Source organism: Sphingomonas sp. 2SG (assembly GCF_005503285.1).
Classification (GTDB): domain Bacteria; phylum Pseudomonadota; class Alphaproteobacteria; order Sphingomonadales; family Sphingomonadaceae; genus Sphingomonas; species Sphingomonas taxi.
This window is the reverse complement of record NZ_SCMZ01000011.1, coordinates 1-20,448: the sequence shown is the minus strand read 5'-3', so window position 1 is coordinate 20,448 and position 20,448 is coordinate 1. Positions and strand designations below refer to the sequence as shown.

18 protein-coding genes are annotated in these 20,448 nt (G+C 69.9%); 12 read left to right on the top strand and 6 right to left on the bottom strand.

Annotated features, from left to right (window positions below; translation table 11 throughout):
- Positions 1 to 67: 67 nt before the first annotated feature.
- Complete coding sequence (locus tag FFS23_RS06625) at positions 68 to 1,810, bottom strand: pectate lyase-like domain-containing protein (protein ID WP_249340560.1); 1,743 nt, start codon at positions 1,808 to 1,810, stop codon at positions 68 to 70.
- A gap of 39 nt (positions 1,811 to 1,849) precedes the next feature.
- Positions 1,850 to 2,716, bottom strand: a complete 867-nt coding sequence (locus FFS23_RS06620) for a helix-turn-helix transcriptional regulator (protein ID WP_137897966.1) — start codon at positions 2,714 to 2,716, stop codon at positions 1,850 to 1,852.
- A 94-nt stretch (positions 2,717 to 2,810) separates the two neighbouring features.
- Here FFS23_RS06620 and FFS23_RS06615 point away from each other — a divergent pair, with 94 nt between their 5' ends.
- The 6 genes from FFS23_RS06615 to FFS23_RS06590 all read left to right on the top strand — a co-directional run bounded on the left by FFS23_RS06615 (position 2,811) and on the right by FFS23_RS06590 (position 8,375).
- A complete protein-coding gene (locus FFS23_RS06615) occupies positions 2,811 to 3,713 on the top strand; it encodes an SDR family oxidoreductase (RefSeq protein ID WP_137897965.1) in 903 nt (300 codons plus the stop codon).
- Positions 3,714 to 3,792: 79 nt separating this feature from the next.
- A complete protein-coding gene (locus FFS23_RS06610) occupies positions 3,793 to 4,812 on the top strand; it encodes a Vgb family protein (RefSeq protein ID WP_137897964.1) in 1,020 nt (339 codons plus the stop codon).
- A gap of 350 nt (positions 4,813 to 5,162) precedes the next feature.
- A complete protein-coding gene (locus tag FFS23_RS06605; protein ID WP_171009397.1) occupies positions 5,163 to 6,170 on the top strand; it encodes a glycosyltransferase family 2 protein in 1,008 nt (335 codons plus the stop codon).
- On the top strand, positions 6,167 to 7,156 hold the full coding sequence (locus FFS23_RS06600; protein WP_171009396.1) for an acyl-CoA dehydrogenase family protein: 990 nt from the start codon (positions 6,167 to 6,169) through the stop codon (positions 7,154 to 7,156). The genes FFS23_RS06605 and FFS23_RS06600 overlap by 4 nt, the downstream gene beginning before the upstream one ends.
- Complete coding sequence (locus FFS23_RS06595; protein WP_137897962.1) at positions 7,153 to 7,800, top strand: PIG-L deacetylase family protein; 648 nt, start codon at positions 7,153 to 7,155, stop codon at positions 7,798 to 7,800. The genes FFS23_RS06600 and FFS23_RS06595 overlap by 4 nt, the downstream gene beginning before the upstream one ends.
- Complete coding sequence (locus FFS23_RS06590) at positions 7,797 to 8,375, top strand: class I SAM-dependent methyltransferase (RefSeq protein ID WP_137897961.1); 579 nt, start codon at positions 7,797 to 7,799, stop codon at positions 8,373 to 8,375. The genes FFS23_RS06595 and FFS23_RS06590 overlap by 4 nt, the downstream gene beginning before the upstream one ends.
- An 18-nt stretch (positions 8,376 to 8,393) precedes the next feature.
- Here the strand turns inward: FFS23_RS06590 and asd are convergent, their stop codons facing one another.
- Entirely contained in the window at positions 8,394 to 9,236 is an 843-nt protein-coding gene (gene asd, locus FFS23_RS06585) for an archaetidylserine decarboxylase (protein WP_349303951.1), read from the bottom strand.
- A gap of 166 nt (positions 9,237 to 9,402) precedes the next feature.
- Here asd and FFS23_RS06580 point away from each other — a divergent pair, with 166 nt between their 5' ends.
- The 3 genes from FFS23_RS06580 to FFS23_RS06570 all read left to right on the top strand — a co-directional run bounded on the left by FFS23_RS06580 (position 9,403) and on the right by FFS23_RS06570 (position 11,730).
- Entirely contained in the window at positions 9,403 to 9,615 is a 213-nt protein-coding gene (locus tag FFS23_RS06580; RefSeq protein ID WP_137897960.1) for a hypothetical protein, read from the top strand.
- A gap of 187 nt (positions 9,616 to 9,802) precedes the next feature.
- On the top strand, positions 9,803 to 10,717 hold the full coding sequence (locus FFS23_RS06575; protein WP_137897959.1) for an ATP-grasp domain-containing protein: 915 nt from the start codon (positions 9,803 to 9,805) through the stop codon (positions 10,715 to 10,717).
- Between the two features lie 14 nt (positions 10,718 to 10,731).
- Positions 10,732 to 11,730 carry an LLM class flavin-dependent oxidoreductase gene (locus tag FFS23_RS06570; protein ID WP_249340559.1) on the top strand — a complete coding sequence of 333 codons (999 nt, stop codon included), beginning with the start codon at positions 10,732 to 10,734 and terminating at the stop codon, positions 11,728 to 11,730.
- Between the two features lie 20 nt (positions 11,731 to 11,750).
- Here FFS23_RS06570 and FFS23_RS06565 read toward each other — a convergent pair whose 3' ends face one another.
- Positions 11,751 to 12,557 (bottom strand): TrmH family RNA methyltransferase, encoded by an 807-nt coding sequence (locus FFS23_RS06565; RefSeq protein ID WP_137897957.1) that lies wholly within the window; start codon positions 12,555 to 12,557, stop codon positions 11,751 to 11,753.
- A gap of 469 nt (positions 12,558 to 13,026) precedes the next feature.
- Here FFS23_RS06565 and FFS23_RS06560 point away from each other — a divergent pair, with 469 nt between their 5' ends.
- Positions 13,027 to 15,264 (top strand): M3 family metallopeptidase, encoded by a 2,238-nt coding sequence (locus FFS23_RS06560; RefSeq protein ID WP_137897956.1) that lies wholly within the window; start codon positions 13,027 to 13,029, stop codon positions 15,262 to 15,264.
- Positions 15,265 to 15,300: 36 nt separating this feature from the next.
- On the opposite strand, the gene FFS23_RS06555 is transcribed toward FFS23_RS06560, so the two are convergent.
- Positions 15,301 to 17,532 (bottom strand): beta-glucosidase, encoded by a 2,232-nt coding sequence (locus FFS23_RS06555; RefSeq protein WP_137897955.1) that lies wholly within the window; start codon positions 17,530 to 17,532, stop codon positions 15,301 to 15,303.
- Positions 17,533 to 17,779: 247 nt separating this feature from the next.
- On the opposite strand from FFS23_RS06555, the gene FFS23_RS06550 reads away from it, so the two are divergent.
- Complete coding sequence (locus FFS23_RS06550) at positions 17,780 to 18,607, top strand: alpha/beta fold hydrolase (RefSeq protein ID WP_137897954.1); 828 nt, start codon at positions 17,780 to 17,782, stop codon at positions 18,605 to 18,607.
- Between the two features lie 146 nt (positions 18,608 to 18,753).
- Positions 18,754 to 19,143, top strand: a complete 390-nt coding sequence (locus tag FFS23_RS06545; protein WP_137897953.1) for a hypothetical protein — start codon at positions 18,754 to 18,756, stop codon at positions 19,141 to 19,143.
- Between the two features lie 158 nt (positions 19,144 to 19,301).
- On the opposite strand, the gene FFS23_RS06540 is transcribed toward FFS23_RS06545, so the two are convergent.
- Entirely contained in the window at positions 19,302 to 20,345 is a 1,044-nt protein-coding gene (locus FFS23_RS06540; protein WP_137897952.1) for a rod shape-determining protein, read from the bottom strand.
- Positions 20,346 to 20,448: the final 103 nt, after the last annotated feature.

Below are 20,448 nucleotides of genomic sequence, written 5' to 3'. Positions count from 1 at the left end.
GGGCAGGACGAACGCTGGCGGGCATCGTTCCGTTTGCCCCCCGTCCGCGCCTGCGTCCGGACGGGCGTCAGGCCGGACAGCGCCGCAGCGTCTGGCGTATGCTGCCGGGCCGCGCGGCGGCGCCGGCATCGTTCACCAGATGGGCGATCGTGCCCTTGTCGTCCCCGAGCGAGATGGTGGTCACATTCGCGATGCGCACGCCGGGGGTGTCGGGCACCTCGACCGCGCTCGCCAGGACGATCGTCGGGTCCGCGGTGAAGTTCGCATAGACGCCCATGCCGATCGCCTCGTGACGGCGGACCCGGTCGGCGACCTTGTACGCGGCCCAGCCGCGCGGCGACTCCGGCCGCCAGGCGTGCTGGCTCGGCGGATCGTAGGGCAGTTCGTTCTGGTAGAAGAAGGTGCGGCCGTTCTCGCCGTTCCATACCGTCTGCCAGCCTTGGAAATGCTCCACGAACAGCCCGTAACAGCATATGTCGTCGCCGTTGACGACCAGCCCGTGCTCACCGCGGCTCTCGGTCCAGCCGACATGGACGCGACCACCGTCCCGATCGCCGTGGTCGGCGCGCCAGATCCACAGATGGTCGGCGATCACATGATGGCTGTTGATCTCCAGGCACGTGCCGGCGTTGCCGATCGCGGCGCCGCCGACCCGGAAGAAGAGGTCGGCGAGCAGCGTCGGATTGGCCCGGTGGTCGCGTACGGCGCCCCGCGGCCCGACCTCCATCAACACCGGCGAGGATTGCGGCCCGGCGTCGATCAGCAGGCCGGCGATCGACACGCCCGGCACGTCGGCGACCGTCATTGCGGCATTGCCCGCCTCGCTGAGCAGCGTCGCGAGGCCCAGTCCGAGGACGATCGTGTCCGCCCGGACGACGCGGATGGGTTGGCGCAGCCGGTAGACGCCCGGGGTGAGCAGCAGGTGGCGCCCCGTCGCCAGCGCGCGGTTGATCGCCGCGATTGGCGTCGCGGGGGTGGCGATGAGGAAGTCGTCCAACCCCACGACGCGGCCGTCGGGCCGGCCCTGCCAGGAGATGCCGGTCGCATCACGACGCAGCGCCGGCACGAACACCGCCCAGCGGCCGTCGGCGGCGACGTGGAGGAACGGCTTTTCGCGCATGCGCGGCACCGACGGCAGCGTGGTGATCGGCGGTTCGGGAAAGCTGCTGGCCGGCGCGCCGACGACGCCCATGAACATCATGTTCCAATTGGCGCCCTGCCAGCCGCCGATCTGCGAGCTGCGGGTGAACCATTGCTGCTGCGTGCCCGAACGGATCGTGCCGTCGATGCGGCAATCGGCCATGAAGCCGCCGCTCGACCAGCCGCCATCGTCCAGCGCGAGATCCCCCGCGAGATGGACACGGCGATAGGGCGCCGCCTGCGAGACCGCCCAGCGATCCGCGCCATCGGGCGGGCGGACGGCGAGGTTCTCGACCGCACGCCAGAAATTGACCAACGCCATGCCCTTGGCCCAATCGGCCTCGGCATGGACGTGACCGGTGACCGTCACGTCGCCGGGGCGCAGGCCGAGACCGGCCACCTGGGTGAAGAAGCCGACGTTGATGTCGAGCCGGTGCGCGCCCGGTTTGAGCAGCACGGCATAACGACGGTCGGTGAAATGCGCGCGTTCCTGCTGCGCGAACCAGCCGTCGATCCGGCGCTGCGCGTCCGGCATGCCCGGATCGACGACGAGCACGTTGGGACCGAAATCGGGATCGCCCATCGGCGCATGCGGTCTCGCGCCGGCAGGAGCGAGGCCGATGGCGGCGATGCCGGCCAATATGCCGCGCCGTGTCGTCTTCGAGGTCAACCCGTTGTCCGCCAAATCAAATCTCCCCGCGATGATCCGCTACCGATCCTCGAAGGGCAGGTCGATGGCTGGATCGCCGCGCGTAAATAGCAGCCGTTCGAGGCGCTTGGCGTCGGCGGGGGTGGCGGGGTTGTAGATGATCATGCCGAGTTCCGGCCGCCCTTCGACCGTAAAGGACGAGAATTCCATCGCGAGCAGCCCCGCGTCGGGGTGATGGATGCGCTTCGTGCCCTCGCCGTGCGCGACGACGTCGTTATCCTGCCACAGCGCCGCGAAGTCGGGGCTGAGGCGCGACAGTTCGGCGACCAGAGCCGTGACCTCGGCGCTGCTGCTGGCACCCGCGCGGGCCACGTCGGCGCGAAAGGCGCCGACCACGAAGCGGGCGATGTCGGCGAAATCCGCGTTGCGCGCGCGGACACGGTCGCTGGCGAACATCAGCCGCAGGATGTTGCGGCCCTCCCGCGGCAGCTTAGCGTAATCGGTCAGCAGCACCGCCGCGGCGCGATTCCAGCCGACCACGTCCCACATCGCGGTCTTGATGATCGCCGGGCTGAGCACCATCCCGTCGAGCACGCGCTGCAGCCGCGGCGAGATGCCGTCGACCGGCCGATAGCGCGCCTCCGGCAGGCGGCCGAGGCCGAGCATGTAGAGGTGCTCACGCTCCGGCTCGGTCAGCATCAGCCCCTTGGCGATGCGGTCGAGCACGTCGGCCGACGGCGCGCCGCCGCGCCCCTGCTCCAGCCAGGTATACCAGGTCGGGCTGATGTTGGCGCGGCTCGCCACTTCCTCGCGGCGCAGGCCCGGCGTGCGCCGCCGGCTGCCGGCGAAGCCGAACGCCGCCGGATCCAGCCGGGTGCGCCGGTCGCGCAAATAGGTGCCGAGCGGGTTGGACGCGTCACTGGCCATGGTCGATCCTGTTGAACGGTATACCACGATAAGGTCACTACTTTAACACGTTGGAAAGGCTCGCGATACCGGGTGAGGAAAAAGGAGATCACCCATGCGCGTATTCCTGACCGGCGCGACCGGTTTCATCGGCTCACACGTCATCCCCGAACTGCTCGCCGGCGGTCATCGCGTGCTCGGCCTGACCCGCTCCGATGCCGGCGCGCGGCAGCTCGAGGCGGCCGGCGTCGAGGTGCATCGCGGCGATCTGGATCGCCCCGAGACGCTCGCCAGCGGCGCGGCGGCGGCGGATGCGGTGATCCATTGCGCGTTTGACCACAATTTCGCGACCTTCTTCGAAAATACCAGAAAGGACGAGCGCAACATCACCGCGATGGGCGAGGCGCTGGAAGGAACGGGCAAGCCGATCCTGATCACCTCCGGCGTCGGCATCGGCACGCCGGTAAACGGCGGCCCGGCGACCGAAGACGTGCTGAACCCGCACCACGCCAATCCGCGCATCGCCACCGAACTGGCCGGCGCGGCGCTGATCGCGCGGCGCATCGACGTCCGCACCATCCGCCTGCCGCAAGTCCACGACACGACCAAGGCGGGGCTGATCACGCCGCTGGTCGCCGAGGCGCGCCGTGCCGGGGCGGTCGCGTATCTGGAAGAGGGGCGGACGCGCTGGGCCGCGGCGCACATCAGCGACGTGGCGAAGCTGTACGTGCTGGCGCTGGAAAAGGGCGAGCCGGGCGCGCGCTATCATGCGTCGGTGGAGGACGGCGTCTCCGCCCGCGCCATCGCCGAAGCGATCGGGGCGGGGACGGGCCTGCCCGTCCGCTCGATCGGGCGGGAGGAGGTCGAGCTGTATTTCGGCTGGATGGCGCCATTCGCCGGCCTCGACATGATCGCGTCGAACGCCTGGACGCGCGCCCGGCTGGGGTGGATGCCGAGCGGCCCCGATCTGCTGACCGACCTCGCGGCGATGGACTATTCGGCAACCGCGCCGGCGTGACCGGTCGCCGTGTGGCGATTTCTCCCGGCGGTCGGGAACCGGCCGAGCGGTCCGATCCTTCAGCCGGGGGAGACAGGATATGAAGCCGATCGATCGTCGCCAGGGATTGTGGATGCTCGCGGGGGGCGCGGTCGCAGTGACCGCGCTCGGCGCGCGGGCGATGGCGCAGGAGGCGCTGGCCGCGCCGGGGCGGACGCTCGCGCTGGTCGAGAAGAGCGCCGGCCGCGTCGCCTTCTACGCCCTGCCCGACGGCAGGCGGCTCGGCACGGTCGCGCTGGGGACGCAACCGCATGAGATCGCCGCCGATGCGGCGGGGCGGTTTGCCTATGTCGGCCATTACGGCGTTGCGAGCTGGAAGGCGCCCGGCGCGGGCGGCAGCCAGATCTGGGTCATCGACCTGCACAAGCGTGCGCTGGCGCGGACGATCGACATGGCGCCGTTCGGCCGTCTCCACGCCGTCCGTGTCGATGCGCGGGGACGGCTGTACGTCCTGTCGGAGAAGGACAGCATGCTGGCCCGCTTCGACGATCCCGCCAACGACGCCGCGCCGTCACGGCTGATCCCGGTCACCGGCGCGCGCAGCCATTATCTGGTCGTCCGGCGCGACGGTGCCCGCGCCTATGTCGCCGACACGTTGAGCGGCGCGGTCATCATGGTCGATCCCGAGGATATGGGCGTCGCCCCGATCCGCCGACGGATCGGTACAGCGCCGGAAGGGATGACGCTGAGCGCCGACGAACGGACGCTCTACGTGATCGACCGGCCGAGCGGGACGATCCATGCGCTCGACGCGACAACGCTGGAGGAACGCGCGCGCCGGCCGCTGCGCGGCGAGGCGGTGCGTATCGTCACGCAGGCCGACGGCCGGCTGATCGTCTCGAACACCGCGGACAAGAGCCTGTCGCGGCTCGACCCGGCGACGCTGGTCGAGCAGGATCGCCTGTCGCTCGACGCTGCGGCGCCGGGGTTGAACCTCGCCGGCGAGACGCTGTACGCCGCGCTCGAAAACGATCGGGTGGCGATCGTCGATACGCGCCGCTGGGCGCTCGCCGGCGGGTTCGCGACGGGCGCGGCGCCCGACGCCTCGGTGCTCGTCTAGGATGGATCGATGGTCAGGGTTTGGGAGGAAGCGCCTTCTCCGCAAAAGGCGGGACTATTGCAGATGAACGATCGAGGTGTTGCGGCAACACTCATATCCCGTCACCCCGGACTTGATCCGGGGTCCCGCTTCGTCCCGTGGGAAGAAGCGGGACCCCGGCGCAGGGCCGGGGTGACGGATCTGGTGAGGGTGGCGATCGAGCCTCAGGGGCGCTTCCCGGATCGACCATCGCGGTTGTAGACGTCTGATTTCTTTCGGTTAATGTCCTTCGCATGGCGGCGCCCCGCCGCTGCATCCCCGCCGAGACATGCGCGGCTGGCTGGAGACGATCCCTGACTGATGCCGCGTCCGTGGTGATTTGCGTACCCGCGCGCAACGAGGAGCAAGCCCTGCCCGGCCTGCTCGCCGCGCTTGGCCGTCTCGATGCGATGGGCGGGGCGACCGTGTGCCTGTATCTCGACGGGTGCGTCGACGGCAGCGAGACGGTGGTGCGGCACGCCGCCGCCAGCGTGCCGTTCGCATTGCTGCTGCAGGTGGGACCGGGCAGCACGGCATCCAACGCCGGCGTCGCGCGGCGCGCGGCGATGGCGATGGGACTGGCGCATCTGGCCGGCGCCGACGGCCTGCTGTTCACCACCGATGCCGACAGCCGGCCGCAGCGGGACTGGATCGCCGCGGGCCGTGCGGCGCTGGATCATGCCGATGTCGTCGCGGGCCGGATCGTCCGCCGCCACGGCGCGCGCGACGGCGCGCAGACGCGGCTGGAGCGATATTACAACCGGCTGCACGCCTATCGGCGGCTGATCGACCCGGTGAGCTGGGAGGCGCACGACACGCATCATTTCAGCGGCGGCGCCAATCTCGCGGTCCGGGCGTCGGCGTATCGCGCGATCGGCGGCTTCCGCCCGCTGCCGTTCGCCGAGGATGCGACCCTGCTCGACGATGCGGCGCGGGCCGGTTTCCGGGTGCGGCGCGATGGCGCGATGCTGGTCGAGACCTCGTCGCGCCGGCACGGGCGGGCGCCGCAGGGCCTCGCCAGCGCGTTGCGCGCCGCGGATGTCGGCGAGGTGCCACGCGTCGCGCATCCCGCGCAGATGGCGTGGCAGTGGCGCGAGCATGCCGCGATGCGCTTCGGCTTCCCGACGATCGATCATGGCAGGACCTGCGCCGCTCTCGGTGCGCGGCTGGGGCTGAGCGACGACCATGTGCGCGGCGTCGCGCGCGATTGCCCGAATGCGGAGGCGTTCGCGATGCGGATCGTGCCGGCGGCGCCAGGGGCGGCCGATCTGGTGACGCTGGACGAAGCCGAGGATGCGCTGGCGTTGCTCGAAGCGACATGGTGCGAGGCGGCGGCATGAGCGACATGCGCGACGTGCTGCGTGCGGCGATCGCACGCGCGGGATGGGATCGCGACCCGCCCCGCGATCCGGAGACGGCGGAGGCGTATCTGGCGCTGCTCGCCACGCTCTACGCCACGGGTCGGCGCGACCTGCCGCTCGGGCGCCTGCTGGAGGGGCATGTCGACGCGGTGCAGATCGTCGGGCGCTACGGCACCGCCGCGCAGGTCGAGCGGCTGCATGCGGCGCTGGCGGCGGGCGCGATGCTCGGCGTGTGGAATGCGGGGCTGGCGGGCGAACCGTTGATCCTCGCCGACGGCCGGCTGAGCGGGGGCAAGAGCTATGCATCGGGGGCGGGGGTGCTGACCCATGCGCTCGTGACCGCGCAGACGGACGACGGCAACCGCCTGCTGCTGGTCGATCTGGCGGCGGTGCCGCCGGCGATCGATCGCGACTGGTGGCGGATGACCGGCATGCAGCGGTCCGAGACGCATCAGGTGCGCTGGGCGGGCGCGGCGATCGACGCGGCGGCGGCCATCGGTCATCCGGAGGAGTACGTGCGCGAGCCGTTCTTCAGCGGTGGCGCGCTGCGCTTCGTCGCGGTCCATGCCGGCGGCGTCGCGGGCCTGTGCGACCGGACGCGCGACCATCTGGTCGCGACCGACCGTGCCGGCGATCCGTTCCAGGCGGCGCGGCTCGCCGATCTCTATGGCCTGGCGGAGGCGGCGGCGGGCGTCGTCCGCCGGGTCGCGGACGACTGGTTCGCTCCCGGCAACGACGCGCGGCTGATGCGGGTGGCGGCGGCGCGGCTGGCGGTCGCCGACGCGGCCGAACGCGCGATCGTGCTCGCGCAGCAGTCGGTCGGGCTCGCCGGCCATTTTCGCGATCACCCGCTGGCCGCGATGCTGACCGATCTGGCGGTCTATCTGCGCCAGCCGGCGCCGGATGCGCAGCGGCTGCGGGTCGGTGCGGCGGTCGCGAGCGGCGCGCTCGTCCCATCGCTGTGAGGCTGAGTCCGGGCCGGCCGCGCCATGCCGTCGTGGTCGCGCCGCATCCCGATGACGAGATCATCGGCGCGGCGGCGCTGATCGCGACGCTGGCGCGGCGCGGCACGCGGGTGTCGGTGGTGATCGTCAGCGACGGCGCCGCCTCGCATCCCGGCAGCCGGCGCTGGCCGCGCGCGCGCCTGATCGCGGAGCGCTATCAAGAGTCGCGGCGGGCGCTTCGTCGCCTCGGCGTGCCGGCGGGGGCGGTGCGCTGTCTCGGCCTGCCGGACAGCGCGGTCGGGGCACATCGCGTCGCCCTCGCGCGGGCGCTCCGCCGTCTCGTGCGCTCGGGCGTCGACCTCATCGTCGCGCCGGCCGCCGCCGATGCGCATCCCGACCATCGGGCGGTCGCCGCGGCGCTGCACCGGCTCGGCGGGCGGGCGCGACGGCTGTCCTATCAGGTGTGGCCGCCGCAATCGCCGCTGCGGCGCGGATCGCGCCTCGTCGCGATGCCCGGCGGCGCGGCGGCCAAGCGATCGCTGATCCGCGTCCATCGCACGCAGCTCGGCGCGATCGGCGACGATCCGGCCGGCTTCACGATCGCGCGGCACGAACTCGACGCCTTCTCGCATCCCCTCGAAGCCTATCTGGAGGTGCGGCGATGACCGCGATCGATCTCGGCGGGTTCGCCGGCAAATTCGCCGGCGACGACGATCCCTGGGGCACGTTCAGCAATCGCGACGAGGCGGTCAAGCGCCGTGCGATCCTGCACGCTCTGGGGCCGGGGCCGATCGGCCGGGTGCTGGAGCTCGCCAGCGGCAACGGATCGAACAGTGCGGCGATCGCACCGCGCGCCCTGCGTCTCGACGCGACCGAGGGGACGGCGGAGGGCACGCGGCTGACCGCGGCGGCGATCGCGCGCTATCCGCGGGCGCGCGCGTCCGCGCTCGCGCTGCCGGCAGCCTTCCCGCGCGGCGTGTACGATGCCGTCGTGGTGGCGGAGCTGCTCTATTATCTGTCGGAGCGCGACATGGCGCGGGTCGCGGTCGACGTCGCGGCCGCGCTGCGGCGCGGCGGGCGGCTGGTGCTGGCGCACCACCGGATCGACTTCTACGATTTCGCCCAGCATGCGGGCGGAATCCAAGCGCGTTTCCTCCGCCAGACCGGGCGGCACTGGCACGTCCGGCGCGTGCGCGCGCGCCGCCGGTGGCAGGTCTGCGTCGCGACCTGCACGGGCTGAAGCCGACCGGCGGGCGGCTCAGCCGGTCGGCGCGACGCCCATCGGCTCGCCGAGGCGCACGGATCGTTCGGGCTGCCAGCCGTCGTCGAATGCGATCACGCCGCGTCCGAACAGCATCACGACGGTCGAGCCGAGCAGGAAGCGGCCCATCTGCTCGCCCTTGCGCAACACGATGTCCCGGCCGGCATAGTCCCATTCCGACGCGCCATGCGCGCGCCGCGGATTGACGACGCCGTGCCAGACGGTCGCCATGCTGCCGACGATGGTCGCGCCGACCAGCACCATGACGAACGGCCCGTGGTCCGGCGAGTCGAAGACGCACACCACCCGCTCGTTGCGCGCGAACAGATTGGGCACGCCGCGCGCGGTGGTCGGGTTCACCGAGAACAGCGTCCCCGGCACGTAGATCATCCGCAGCAGCGTGCCGTCGCAGGGCATGTGGATGCGGTGATAGTCTTTCGGGGAGAGGTACAGATTGGCGAAACTGCCATGGCGGAACCGCGCGGCCAGCGTCGCGTCGCCGCCGACCAGCTCGGTCGTGGTGAAGCGATGCCCCTTGGCCTGGACGATGTGATGATCGTCGATCGCGCCGAACTGGCTGATCGCGCCGTCGACCGGGCAGGCGAATTCGGCGCCGGTGATCGGCCGCGCCCCCGCCTTGAGCGGACGGGTGAAGAAAGCGTTGAAGCTCGCGTAGCTGCGGACGTCCGCATCCGCGGCCTCGCTCATGTCGACGGCATAGGTGCGCACGAACCAGCGGATCAGCCGGGTCGTCACCGCTCCGCCCTCCGCGCCGGCGATGCGCCCGGCCAAGGCGGTCAGGCGCCGCTTGGGCAGCATATGCTGGAGAAGGATCTTCACGCGATCGGACATCGGCACCTCGAAACGTCGGCCGCCCACCCTAGCGCGATACGGGGGAAGGTCGAAGGAAATGGACCGCGGACCAGCGCAGCAGCCCGAACGCGGCGGGGCGAACGCGCGCGATGTATATTGACCGGGCCCGTCCTCCCGGACCATCTGGCCGGCGATGACCAAGAGCAAGGGACGCACCGGCGCACATGCGCGCGCCAACATCCAGCCGCCGCCGACCGCCGCCGAGCTCGACGCCGCGCAGCGCGAGGTCGCGCAGATCGAGGGGCGTCTGGTCGGCCTCGCCGCCGGCCATCCCTCGGTGAAGACGTGGAAGGCGCGCCTGCGGACCGCGCAGGCCGTGATCGCACGCGCGCCACGCGACGCTTAGGGCCGATCGACAGTCATCGGCGTCGCGACTTCGATAGCGTCGGTCCGTCACCCCGGGTCAAGCCCGGGGTGACGAGAAGACGACGGTTCGGCTACCATCATCGTCCCGATGCGTCGCAAGCATAGCTAGTGCGGCACGAACAATTTTGGCCGCCCGGCGTGATGGTTTCTGCGCTATCCGCGGCGTCATGACCGATCTCGCCATCCTTTTCGAGCATCCGCAATGGTTTGCGCCGTTATTCGCCGCGCTGGACGCCCGCGGGGTGGCGTATCGCGCGATCCATGCCGACGGCTTCGCCTTCGATCCCGCGGCGACCGCGCCGCCGGCCCGCGTCGTGTTCAACCGTATCGCCATGTCGAGCTTCCTGCGCGAGCCGGAACACCCGATCTTCCACGCGGCGGCGGCGCTGGCGCATTGGCAGGAGCGCGGCGCGCGCGTGCTGAACGGCGCCGGCGCGCTGGCGATCGACGCTTCCAAGGCGCGGCAATTGTCGCTGATCGCGGGGCTGGGCCTCGCCATTCCGGCGACCCGCGTCGTCCATCGCGCCGCCGATCTGACCGCCGCCGCGGCGGCACTGCGCTTCCCGATCATCGTCAAGGCGAACATCGGCGGGTCGGGCGCGGGGATCGTGCGCTATGACGATGCCGAAGCGCTCGCCGCGGCGGTCGCCGACGGCGCGGTGCCCGACAGCATCGATCGCGTCCTGCTGGTCCAGGAATATGTGCCGGCGCGCGGTGGCACGATCACACGGATCGAGACGCTCGGCGGCCGCTTCCTCTATGCGATCGAGGTCGACGGCGGCGGCAGCTTCGACCTGTGCCCCGCCGACGCCTGCGCGGTGCCCGGCCGCCCGACGATCACGATGACGCGGGTCGATCCCGATTCCGTGCTGATCGAGGCGGCGGAGGCGATCGTACGACGCGCCGGGATCGACGTCGGCGGGGTGGAGGTGCTGGTCGACGATCGCGACGGCGTCGCGCGCTTCTACGACATCAACGCCCTGTCCAATTTCGTCGCCAATCCGCTCGGGATACTCGGCTGGGACCCGCATGCGCGGCTCGTGGATTGGTTGGCCGGGATCATCGCGGAGACGAGCAAGTGAGATACGGATATTGGATGCCCGTCTTCGGCGGCTGGCTGCGCAACGTCCCCGACGAGGGCATGGCGGCGAGCTGGGATTATGCCAAGCGGCTGACCCAGGCGTCGGAGCGCTGGGGCTATGATCTCACCCTGATCGCGGAGCTCAACCTCAACGACATCAAGGGGATCGAGCAGCCGGCGCTCGACGCCTGGTCGACCGCGGCGGCATTGGCGGCGGTCACCGAACGGATCGAGCTGATGGTCGCGGTGCGCCCCAATTTCCACCATCCGGCGCTGTTCGCCAAGGCCGCGGCGAACATCGACCAGATCGCCGGCGGCCGGCTGGCGCTCAACGTCGTGTCGAGCTGGTGGGCGGACGAGGCGCGGCAATATGGATTGCAGTTCGACCAGCACGACGACCGTTATGCGCGCACCGACGAATGGCTGCGCGTCGTCGACGGACTGTGGACCGAGCCGCGGTTCAGCTTCGAGGGGCGGTTCTACCGGACGGAGGACGCGATCTGCGCGCCAAAGCCGGCCCGGCGGCCGATCGTCTATGCCGGCGGCGAGAGCGAGGCGGCCAAGGCGATGATCGCGGCGCGGTGCGACGCCTATGTCATGCACGGCGATCCCGTTGCGGCGGTCGCACCGAAGATCGCCGACATGCGCGCGCGCCGCCAGCGTGCGGGCGGACCGCCGATGCAATTCGGGATGGCCGCCTATGCGATCGTCCGCGACAGCGAGGCGGAGGCGAAGCGCGAGCTGGAGCGGATCACCACCGTCACCGATTTGCCCGCGGGATATGACAATTTCGACCAATGGCTGTCGGGCACGCAGCTGGAGCGCGACTTGCAGGTGCAGGAATATTCGGTGTCGAACCGCGGGCTGCGGCCCAATCTGGTCGGCACGCCCGAACAGCTCAAGGAGCGGATCGCCGAATATGAGGCGGCGGGGCTCGACCTGCTGCTGCTCCAGATGAGCCCGCAGGCCGAGGAGATGGAGCGGTTCGCGGTGCAGGTGATGGGCACGGCGTGAGGTGATCGCCGCCGGCGGGGTCAGCGCCGCGCCGTCGCCAGATGGTGCAGCACGATCCCCGACGTCGTCGCGACGTTCAGCGAATCGAACCCCGCCGTCATCGCGATACGCAGGCTGCGCGCGCGCGCGAGGATGTCCGGCGACAGGCCCGGCCCCTCGGCGCCGAGCAGCATGGCGTTGCGCGGACCCGGCCGCCAGTCGGCGAGTTGCATCACCCCGACGGGACTGAGCGCGACCGGGGCGAAGCCGTGGCGGTCGAGCAGCGCCAGCGCGTCCTCGTCGCGCGCCAGCCGGGCGGTGGGGACCAGCAGCGTCGCGCCGACCGACACCCGGATCGCCTTGCGGTACAGCGGGTCGCAGCAATCCGCGTCGAGCAGCACCGCCGCCGCCCCGAAAGCGGCGGCGTTGCGGAAGATGCCGCCGATATTGTCGTGGTTGGCGATGCCCGACAGCAGCAGGACGTCGCCGTCGCCGCGCAGGCGGGCGAGCAGCGCGTCGGCGTCGGGCACGTCGGTGCGCCGGCCGATCGCCAGGATGCCGCGGTGGATCGCGAAACCGGCGATGGCGTCGAGCACCGGCTGCGCGGCGACGAACACCGGCACGTCGTCGCCAAGCTGCGCGACGAGCGGCCGCAGCGCGTCGAGCCGCTTCGCCGCGATCAGCAGGGAGAGCGGGCGGTGCAGCGCACTCCCGACCAGTTTCTCGACGACCACCTTGCCTTCCGCCACGAACAGCCCGGCCCGCCCGACGAGGTCGCGCTCGCGGATGTCACGATAGGGTTCGATCCTGGGATCGTCGGGGTCGTGGATTTCGATGAGCATCGGCATGGACGGTTACCCGGCCACGGACGGGGCGGCTAGAGCATGTGGGCATCGGTGTCGGCCTCGCGCTTCCTAATCTCCCCCGTTCCCCATCCCACCGGAACCGTTCGTGCTGAGCCTGTCGAAGCACAGTGAGACTCACCTGCCCTTCGACAGGCTCAGGGCGAACGGACTAGAGGGGGGAGGGGCGCTAGTTGATCAGAACACCGCCCGCGCCGTCGCCCACCAGTGCTCCTGCGAAAGCAGGAGCCCACGGTACCGGACACCGCAAGGCGTTGATCTGCTTGGCCCTGGGTTCCTGCGTCCGCAGGAACACTGCACCGGGGTGACGGGCATGATAAGGGAATCGGTCGAACCTCGCGGCCGAGAACCCGCAAAAATACCTGCCCCCGGCAACGCGTTTCGCCACCGCCCCATTGATCGGCGATGACGGCGGATGCATCAGACGCGCCATACCCTGTTGATCGGACCATCCATGCGCCTGTTTGCCGCCACTGCCACGATGATGTTGCTGTCGACGACGGCCTTCGCCCAGACCAATGCACCCGCCGCCGCATCCGCCGCTCTGCCCGCGACCAACCCGTTCGCGCAGGCGAGCACGCGGCCGTTCGAGGCGCCGCCGTTCGACCGGATCAAGAGCACCGACTACGCGCCGGCCCTGCTCGCCGGCATGGCCGCGCAGCGGGCGGAGATCAACGCGATCACCCGCGCCCGCAGCGCCCCCACGTTCGAGAACACGATCGCCGCGATGGAGCGGTCGGGTCGCCTGCTCGAGCGCGCGAGCCTCGCTTTCTCGGGCGTGGTCGGCGCCAATACCGACGACACGCTCCAGAAGACCCAGGCCGACCTCGCGCCCGCCTTCGCCGCGCATCAGGACGCGATCAACCTCGACCCGGCGCTGTTCGCGCGCGTCAAGACGATCTACGACCAGCGCCAGTCGCTTCGCCTCGATGCGGAGCAGCTGCAGGTGTTGACGCTCACCTATCAGAACATGGTCCGCGCCGGTGCGCAGCTGTCGCCGGCCGACAAGCTGACGCTCAGCCGCTACAACAGCCAGCTCTCGACGCTGGAGACCGCGTTCCAGCAGAAGCTGCTCGCCGCCGCCAAGGCGGGCGCCTTGGTGGTCGACGACAAGGCGAAGCTCGCCGGCCTGTCCGACGGCGAGATCGCCGCCGCGGCCGACGCCGCCAAGGCGCGCGGGATGGCGGGCAAATACGTGCTGACGCTCCAGAATACGACGCAGCAGCCCGAACTCGCCACGCTGACGGATCGCGCGACGCGCGAGGCGCTGTTCAACGCGAGCTGGACCCGGGCGGCGAAGGGCGACGCCAACGACACGCGCGACACGATCGCGCAGATTGCGCTGCTGCGCGCGCAGAAGGCAAAGCTGCTCGGCTTCCCGACCTGGGCCGATTACGTGCTGCAGGACCAGATGGCGAAGACGCCGAAGACCGCGCTCGGCTTCATGCAGCAGCTCGGCACGCCGGTGGCCGCCGAGCAGCGCCGCGAGGCGGCCGAATTGCAGGCGCAGATCAAGGCGACCGGCGGCAACTTCGCGCTCAAGCCGTGGGACTGGGACTTTTATTCCGAACAGGTCCGCAAGGCGAAATACGATCTCAACCAGGACCAGCTCAAGCCCTATTTCGAGATCAACAAGGTACTGACCGACGGCGTCTTCTACGCCGCCAACCAGCTGTACGGCCTGACCTTCAAGCGCCGCACCGACATTCCGGTCTATCAGCCCGACGTCATGGTCTACGAGGTCGACGAGGCCGACGGCACGCCGGTCGGCCTGATGTATTTCGATTATTGGAAGCGCGACAACAAGAACGGCGGCGCGTGGATGTCGAACTTCGTCAACCAGTCGAAGCTGCTGGGGACGAAGCCGGTCATCTACAACGTCGGCAATTTCACCAAGCCCTCGGCGGGGCAGCCGGCGCTGATCAGCTTCGACGACGTGACGACGATGTTCCACGAATTCGGCCATGCGCTGCACGGCCTGTTCGCCAACCAGACCTATCCCAGCGTCTCGGGCACCAACACCGCGCGCGACTTCGTCGAATTCCCGTCGCAGTTCAACGAACATTGGGCGCTCGATCCCAAGGTGCTGCCGCATTATGCGGTCGATTACCGCAGCGGACAGGTCATCCCGCAGGCGCTGGTCGACAAGATCAAGCGCGCCGGCACGTTCAACTCGGGCTATTCCTTCGGCGAGGCGCTCGCCGCGGCGGAGATGGACATGAGCTGGCATTCGCTGACCGCGGCACAGGGCAAGCAGAACCCCGACGCGTTCGAGACGCAGGCGCTCGCCGCCACCGGGCTCGACGTCGCCGACGTGCCGCCGCGCTATCGGTCGAGCTATTTCCTCCACATCTGGGGCAACGGCTATTCGGCGGGCTATTACGCCTATAGCTGGACCAAGATGCTGAGCGCGAACGCGTTCAACTGGTTCGAGCAGCACGGCGGGATGACGCGCGCCAACGGCCAGCGCTTCCGCGACCTGGTCCTGTCGAAGGGCCATACCGAGGATTACGCGCCGATGTTCCGCACCTTCAACGGTGCCGACCCGCAGGTCGGGCCGCTGCTGAACGATCTCGGCCTCAACGCCGACGGTTCGCGCATCGCGGTGGACACGGCGACGCCGCCGGTCAGCGACGGCACGGTGCCGGCCGCCCCGTCCGCCAAGCCCGCGACGGGCAAGACGCGGGGCTGAGCCCGGCGCCACGGCCATCGCGGGGAGGGGCGCTGCCTATCGCGCGCTGGTCGCCGGTCCCACCGGCAGCCAGCGTTCGGGCAGGGTCACCGTGACCCGCTGCTTGATATCGGCTGCCGAGGTCGCGAGCATCACCGTGTAGCGGCCGGGCGCGACATGCCATTGGTGTCGCGTTTCGTCCCAGGTGGCGAGCAGCCGCGGATCGACCGTCACGGTGCGCTGCTCCGACTGTCCGGGACGCAGCGCCGCCTTGGCATAGCCCGCCAGTCGCTTGGGCGCTTCCCATGTGCCGTCGGGCGACGCGACATAGACCTGACCCAGTGCCTGACCGGGGATCGTGCCGGTGTTGCGCAGCGTGAAGCCGACCTGAAGGTCACCCGCGACTTCGCGCGCGGTGAGCCCGCCCTGGTCGAAGCGCCCGTAGCTGAGGCCGAAGCCGAACGGGAACAGCGGACGCGCGCCGGTCCGGTCGATCCATTTATAGCCGACCGCCGCTCCTTCGGTGTAGCGGACGCCGAAGATCTGTTTGTCGGGCAGGCCCTTGCCGGCGATCGTCGGCCGCGGATACTGGTCCGGAGTCGCCGGGAAGGTGATCGGCAGATGGCCCGACGGGTTGACCGCGCCCGACAGGATGCGGGCGATCGCGGGGCCGCCGCGGCTGCCGGGATACCAGCTTTCGACGACGCCGCGCACGTCGGCGATCCACGGCATGGCGACCGCGCCGCCGGTTTCCAGCACGACGATCGTGTTGCGATTGGCCTTGGCGACCGTGTCGATCAGCCGGTCCTGATCGTCGGGCAGCGACAGCGGGAAATCGAGCGATTCGGCGGTCCATTGCGTCGCGAACACGATCACCACGTCGGCGTTCCTGGCCTTCGCGGCGCTGGCGGCCGGGTCGGTGCCCGGATCGTAATCGACCGTCGCGTCGGGGCGTTCGGCCTTGATCGCCGCGAGCGGCGACGATTTGTCGTAGACGATCGGCCCCGGCCACGATTTGGGGCCGAGCCCGCGCACCGCATTGCCGCCGGGGGCATAGACCTGCGCCGAGCCGCCGCCCGACAGCACCCCGACGTCGGCATGGCCGCCGACGACGAGGATGCGCTTCGCCGCGCGCGTCAACGGCAAGATGCCGCCCTCGTTCTTGAGCAGGACGATGCCATTCTCCGCCGCCGTCTGCGCGACGACCGCATGTGCGGCGAAATCGATCGGGCCGGGCGTGACGGGATCGTCGACCGCGCCGCTGACGATCAGCGCACGCGCGATCCGGCGGACCTTGTCGTCGAGCGCCGCGATCGGCACCTTGCCGCTCGCGATCGCCGCCTTTAGCTTGTCGCGCCAGACGTAATTGTCCTTGTTGGACACGCCGGTTTCCTGATCGAGCCCGCCCAGCGCATTCTCGACCGTGTCGTGCTGCGCGCCCCAGTCGGACATCACATAGCCTTTATACCCCCAATCGCCCTTCAGCACGCGGTTGAGCAGCCAGTCGTTCTGGCAGGCGTGCTTGCCGTTGACGAGATTGTACGAACACATCACCGAGCCGGGATCGCCCCGCTCGATCGCGATCTGGAAGGCGAGCAGGTCCGAGGTGCGGGCGGCGCCTTCGTCGATCGCGACGTCGACGGTGCTGCGCCCGGTCTCTTGGTCGTTGAGCGCGAAATGCTTGACCGTCGTGACGATCCGGTTCGACTGGATGCCCTTCATGAACGCGCCGACCATCGTCCCCGCCAGCCACGGGTCCTCGCCGCCATATTCGAAATTGCGGCCGTTGCCGGGCTCGCGGGCGAGGTTGACGCCGCCGGCGAGCTGCACGTTGAAGCCGGACGCGCGCGCTTCGGCGCCGACCATCGTGCCGCCCGCCATCGCCACCGCCGGGTCCCACGTCGCCGCGCTGAGGATGCCCGACGGCAAAGCGGTGCGCTCCAGGGCCGGTGGCGCTTCGCCCTGCGTCGCGACGCCGCTGCCCGCATCCGCCTGCCATTGCGGCGTGAACCCCAGCCGGGGAACGCCCGGCACGAAGCCCGCCGATTGCGGTCGCGCCTGCGGATCGCGGAAGCTGTTCCAATCCTGCTGCGTGCCGAAAAAGCCCGTCACGACCGCGAGTTTCTCGTCCTCGGTCATCGCCTGGACCAGCAGCTCGGCGCGTCGGTCCGCGGACAGCGTCTTGTCCTGCCATGCGCTGGCCGCGACCGGCGCCGCTGCGGTGACGGGGCCCGAGGGGCCGGCGAGGGCGCCGACCAGCATTGTCGTGGCGAGTAGCAAAGCGCGCATGGTCGAAGCCTCCGAGTCGATACCGCGTCCGACGCGAACGGTCCGACCGCCACGGGTATTCCGGACTATCGGCCGCCGCGTCAAACCCCTTGCAGTCGTAGGCGCAGCGCCGGGCGGAAGGCCGTCGTCGGCGAAAAATCGAGGGTAGCCAAATGTTTGTATGCCGATCGCGACCCCGATAAGCTGCCGTTGCCGCCGCCGTGACGACGGCAGCGGATCGGTGCGGACTGCATAAGGGAGCAAGACAATGCCGACGATCATCACCACGGACGGGACGGAGATCTTCTACAAGGACTGGGGGCCGCGCGACGCGCAGGTCGTCATGTTCCATCATGGCTGGCCGCTGAGTTCGGACGATTGGGACGGGCAGATGATGGCCTTCGTCGCCAAGGGCTATCGCGTCGTCGCCCACGACCGCCGCGGCCATGGCCGATCGAGCCAGGCGGCGACCGGCCACGACATGGATGGCTATGTCGCCGACGTCGTCGCGCTCACCGACGCGCTCGACCTGCGCGGCGCCGTCCACATCGGCCATTCGACCGGTGGCGGCGAAGTGGCGCGCTACGTCGCCCGCGCCAAGCCGGGGCGGGTCGCCAAGGCGGTGCTGATCAGCGCGGTCGCGCCGATCATGATCCAGAGCGATGCCAATCCCGACGGCGTGCCGCTGTCGGTCTTCGACGAGATCCGCGAACAGACCGCGACCAATCGCGCGCAATATTTCTACGACTTCACGCTGCCGTTCTTCGGCTACAATCGCGACGGCGCGGAGGTGAAGGAGGGCGTGCGGCGCAACTGGTGGCGGCAGGGCATGACCGGCAGCGTGCTCGCCCATACGCTCGGCATCAAGGCCTTCTCGGAAACCGACTTCACCGGGGATCTCGAGGCGATCACGGTGCCGACGCTGGTGCTGCACGGCGAGGACGACCAGATCGTGCCGTTCGCCATCACCGGCAGGAAATCGGCGGAGATCGTGCCGGGCGCCAAGCTCATCTCCTATCCCGGCTATCCGCACGGCATGCCGACGACGCACGCCGGCCGGATCAACGCCGATCTGCTCGCCTTCGTCGAGGGCTGAGCCGCCACGGGCGGCGGCGGGTCCGGTGTCGCGACGCCGGACCCGCCGCACGCCAAGCCGATGCACCAGATTAGGACTTCGTTAACCCTAGACTGGTCCGACCTTCTCCGCAGGGATCGTCTATCGATCCGGCCAGGAGGCGGATCATGGCGCAGATTACGGCGGCGACCCTGTGGATGATATTGACCGGCGGCTTCGCGGCATCGGTTCCGATCGCGCTGCTGCGGCGCGATGGCTCCGCGGCGCTCGCCATGGCGGTGGGCGGACTGCTTGCCGGCCACCTGTCGCATCTCCCGGCGCCGATGCTGGCCTGGGCATCGATCGCGGTGGCGGTCGGGCTGGCGGCGGCGCTTGCCGGATGCATCCTCAACGCCGCCTTCGGCGGTCGCTCCGCCTATGCGCTGGGGCTGGTGCTGACCGCGACGACGCTGGGCGCGATCGCCTCGGCACCCGCCACCGCGTCGCAGGATCGCGTAAGCGGGCCGGCGGCGGGGATCGCCCTGAGCGCCGCGCTGACGACGCTGGCCACCGGGTGACGCCACGCCTTTAGTCGTAAAACGCACTTTTATATTTGACGTTGCGCTTTCGGATCGTCATGAAAATCAAGCCGTTAGGCATCCTCCCCAACAGGATTACTGGGGCCGCTCCGGCGGCCCCCTTTTATGTCCGGCCCCCTTTTAGGTCCGGCGGCGCGTCACTGGGTGTGCAGCACGCCGCTGAACACCGCGTCCTCCAACGCCCGCCCGGCGCCGAGCGCGACGCACATCAGCGGCGCTTCGGCGACGATCACCGGCAGCCCGGTCGAGCGGCTGAGCACCTCGTCCAGCCGGCGCAGCAACGCCCCGCCGCCGGTCATCACGATACCCTGTTCGACGATATCGGCGGCGAGCTCCGGCTCGACTTGTTCGAGCGTCTTCATCACCACCTCGACGATCTGCGCGACGAGATCGGCGAGCGCATCGGCGATCTCGGTCTGGCTGATGCTGATTTCCTTGGGGATGCCGTTCATCAGGTCGCGCCCGCGCACGCGCATGTCCGGCTCCGGCTCGCCCGTCGGCCGGCTGGCGGCACCGATCTGTTGCTTGATCCGCTCCGCGGTCGCTTCGCCGATCATCAGATTGTGCTTGCGGCGGATGTGCGAGGCGATCGCCTCGTCGAGCTTGTCGCCGCCGACGCGCACCGAATTGCTGTAGGCGAGGCCGCCGAGCGAGAGCACCGCCACCTCGGTGGTGCCGCCGCCGATGTCGACGACCATGAACCCGATCGGTGCGGTGATCGGCAGCCCGGCGCCGATCGCGGCGGCGAGCGATTCCTCGATCAGCAGCACCTTCGCCGCGCCGGCGCTGGTCGCCGCCTGGCGGATCGCGCGCCGCTCGACCTGCGTCGATCCCGCCGGCACGCAGATCACCATCTTGGGATTGCGCTGCAATCGGCCGGCGTCGCCATGCACCTTCTTGATGAAATGCTTGATCATCTGCTCGGCGACGTCGATGTCGGCGATGACGCCGTCGCGTAACGGCCGGATCGTCTCGACGCCTTGCGGCGTCTTGCCCATCATCAGCTTGGCGTCGGCACCGACCGCGAGCACCTTGGGGATGCCGTCGCGCGTCTCGATCGCGACGACGGAGGGTTCGTCCAGCACGATGCCGCGACCGGCGACGAACACCAACGTGTTCACGGTGCCGAGGTCGATCGCCATGTCATGCGAGGCAAGACCGAAATTGAGGGACAGTCGCAGCGCAGCCTACCTTGTTGGGAGTGGCACCGGCCGTCGGCCGATGCGAAGGCCCCGCGCATTGGCGCTTTGCCGGGCAGCGTCAACCGGCGTGCGTCCACCGGCC

Bases quoted from the DNA above. Each gene is read 5' to 3' on its own strand.
- FFS23_RS06620 (WP_137897966.1), bottom strand. From the start codon at position 2,716: ATGGCCAGTGACGCGTCCAACCCGCTCGGCACCTATTTGCGCGACCGG.
- FFS23_RS06615 (WP_137897965.1), top strand. From the start codon at position 2,811: ATGCGCGTATTCCTGACCGGCGCGACCGGTTTCATCGGCTCACACGTC.
- FFS23_RS06610 (WP_137897964.1), top strand. From the start codon at position 3,793: ATGAAGCCGATCGATCGTCGCCAGGGATTGTGGATGCTCGCGGGGGGC.
- FFS23_RS06600 (WP_171009396.1), top strand. From the start codon at position 6,167: ATGAGCGACATGCGCGACGTGCTGCGTGCGGCGATCGCACGCGCGGGA.
- FFS23_RS06590 (WP_137897961.1), top strand. From the start codon at position 7,797: ATGACCGCGATCGATCTCGGCGGGTTCGCCGGCAAATTCGCCGGCGAC.
- FFS23_RS06580 (WP_137897960.1), top strand. From the start codon at position 9,403: ATGACCAAGAGCAAGGGACGCACCGGCGCACATGCGCGCGCCAACATC.
- FFS23_RS06575 (WP_137897959.1), top strand. From the start codon at position 9,803: ATGACCGATCTCGCCATCCTTTTCGAGCATCCGCAATGGTTTGCGCCG.
- FFS23_RS06570 (WP_249340559.1), top strand. From the start codon at position 10,732: ATGCCCGTCTTCGGCGGCTGGCTGCGCAACGTCCCCGACGAGGGCATG.
- FFS23_RS06565 (WP_137897957.1), bottom strand. From the start codon at position 12,557: ATGCCGATGCTCATCGAAATCCACGACCCCGACGATCCCAGGATCGAA.
- FFS23_RS06560 (WP_137897956.1), top strand. From the start codon at position 13,027: ATGCGCCTGTTTGCCGCCACTGCCACGATGATGTTGCTGTCGACGACG.
- FFS23_RS06555 (WP_137897955.1), bottom strand. From the start codon at position 17,532: ATGCGCGCTTTGCTACTCGCCACGACAATGCTGGTCGGCGCCCTCGCC.
- FFS23_RS06550 (WP_137897954.1), top strand. From the start codon at position 17,780: ATGCCGACGATCATCACCACGGACGGGACGGAGATCTTCTACAAGGAC.
- FFS23_RS06545 (WP_137897953.1), top strand. From the start codon at position 18,754: ATGGCGCAGATTACGGCGGCGACCCTGTGGATGATATTGACCGGCGGC.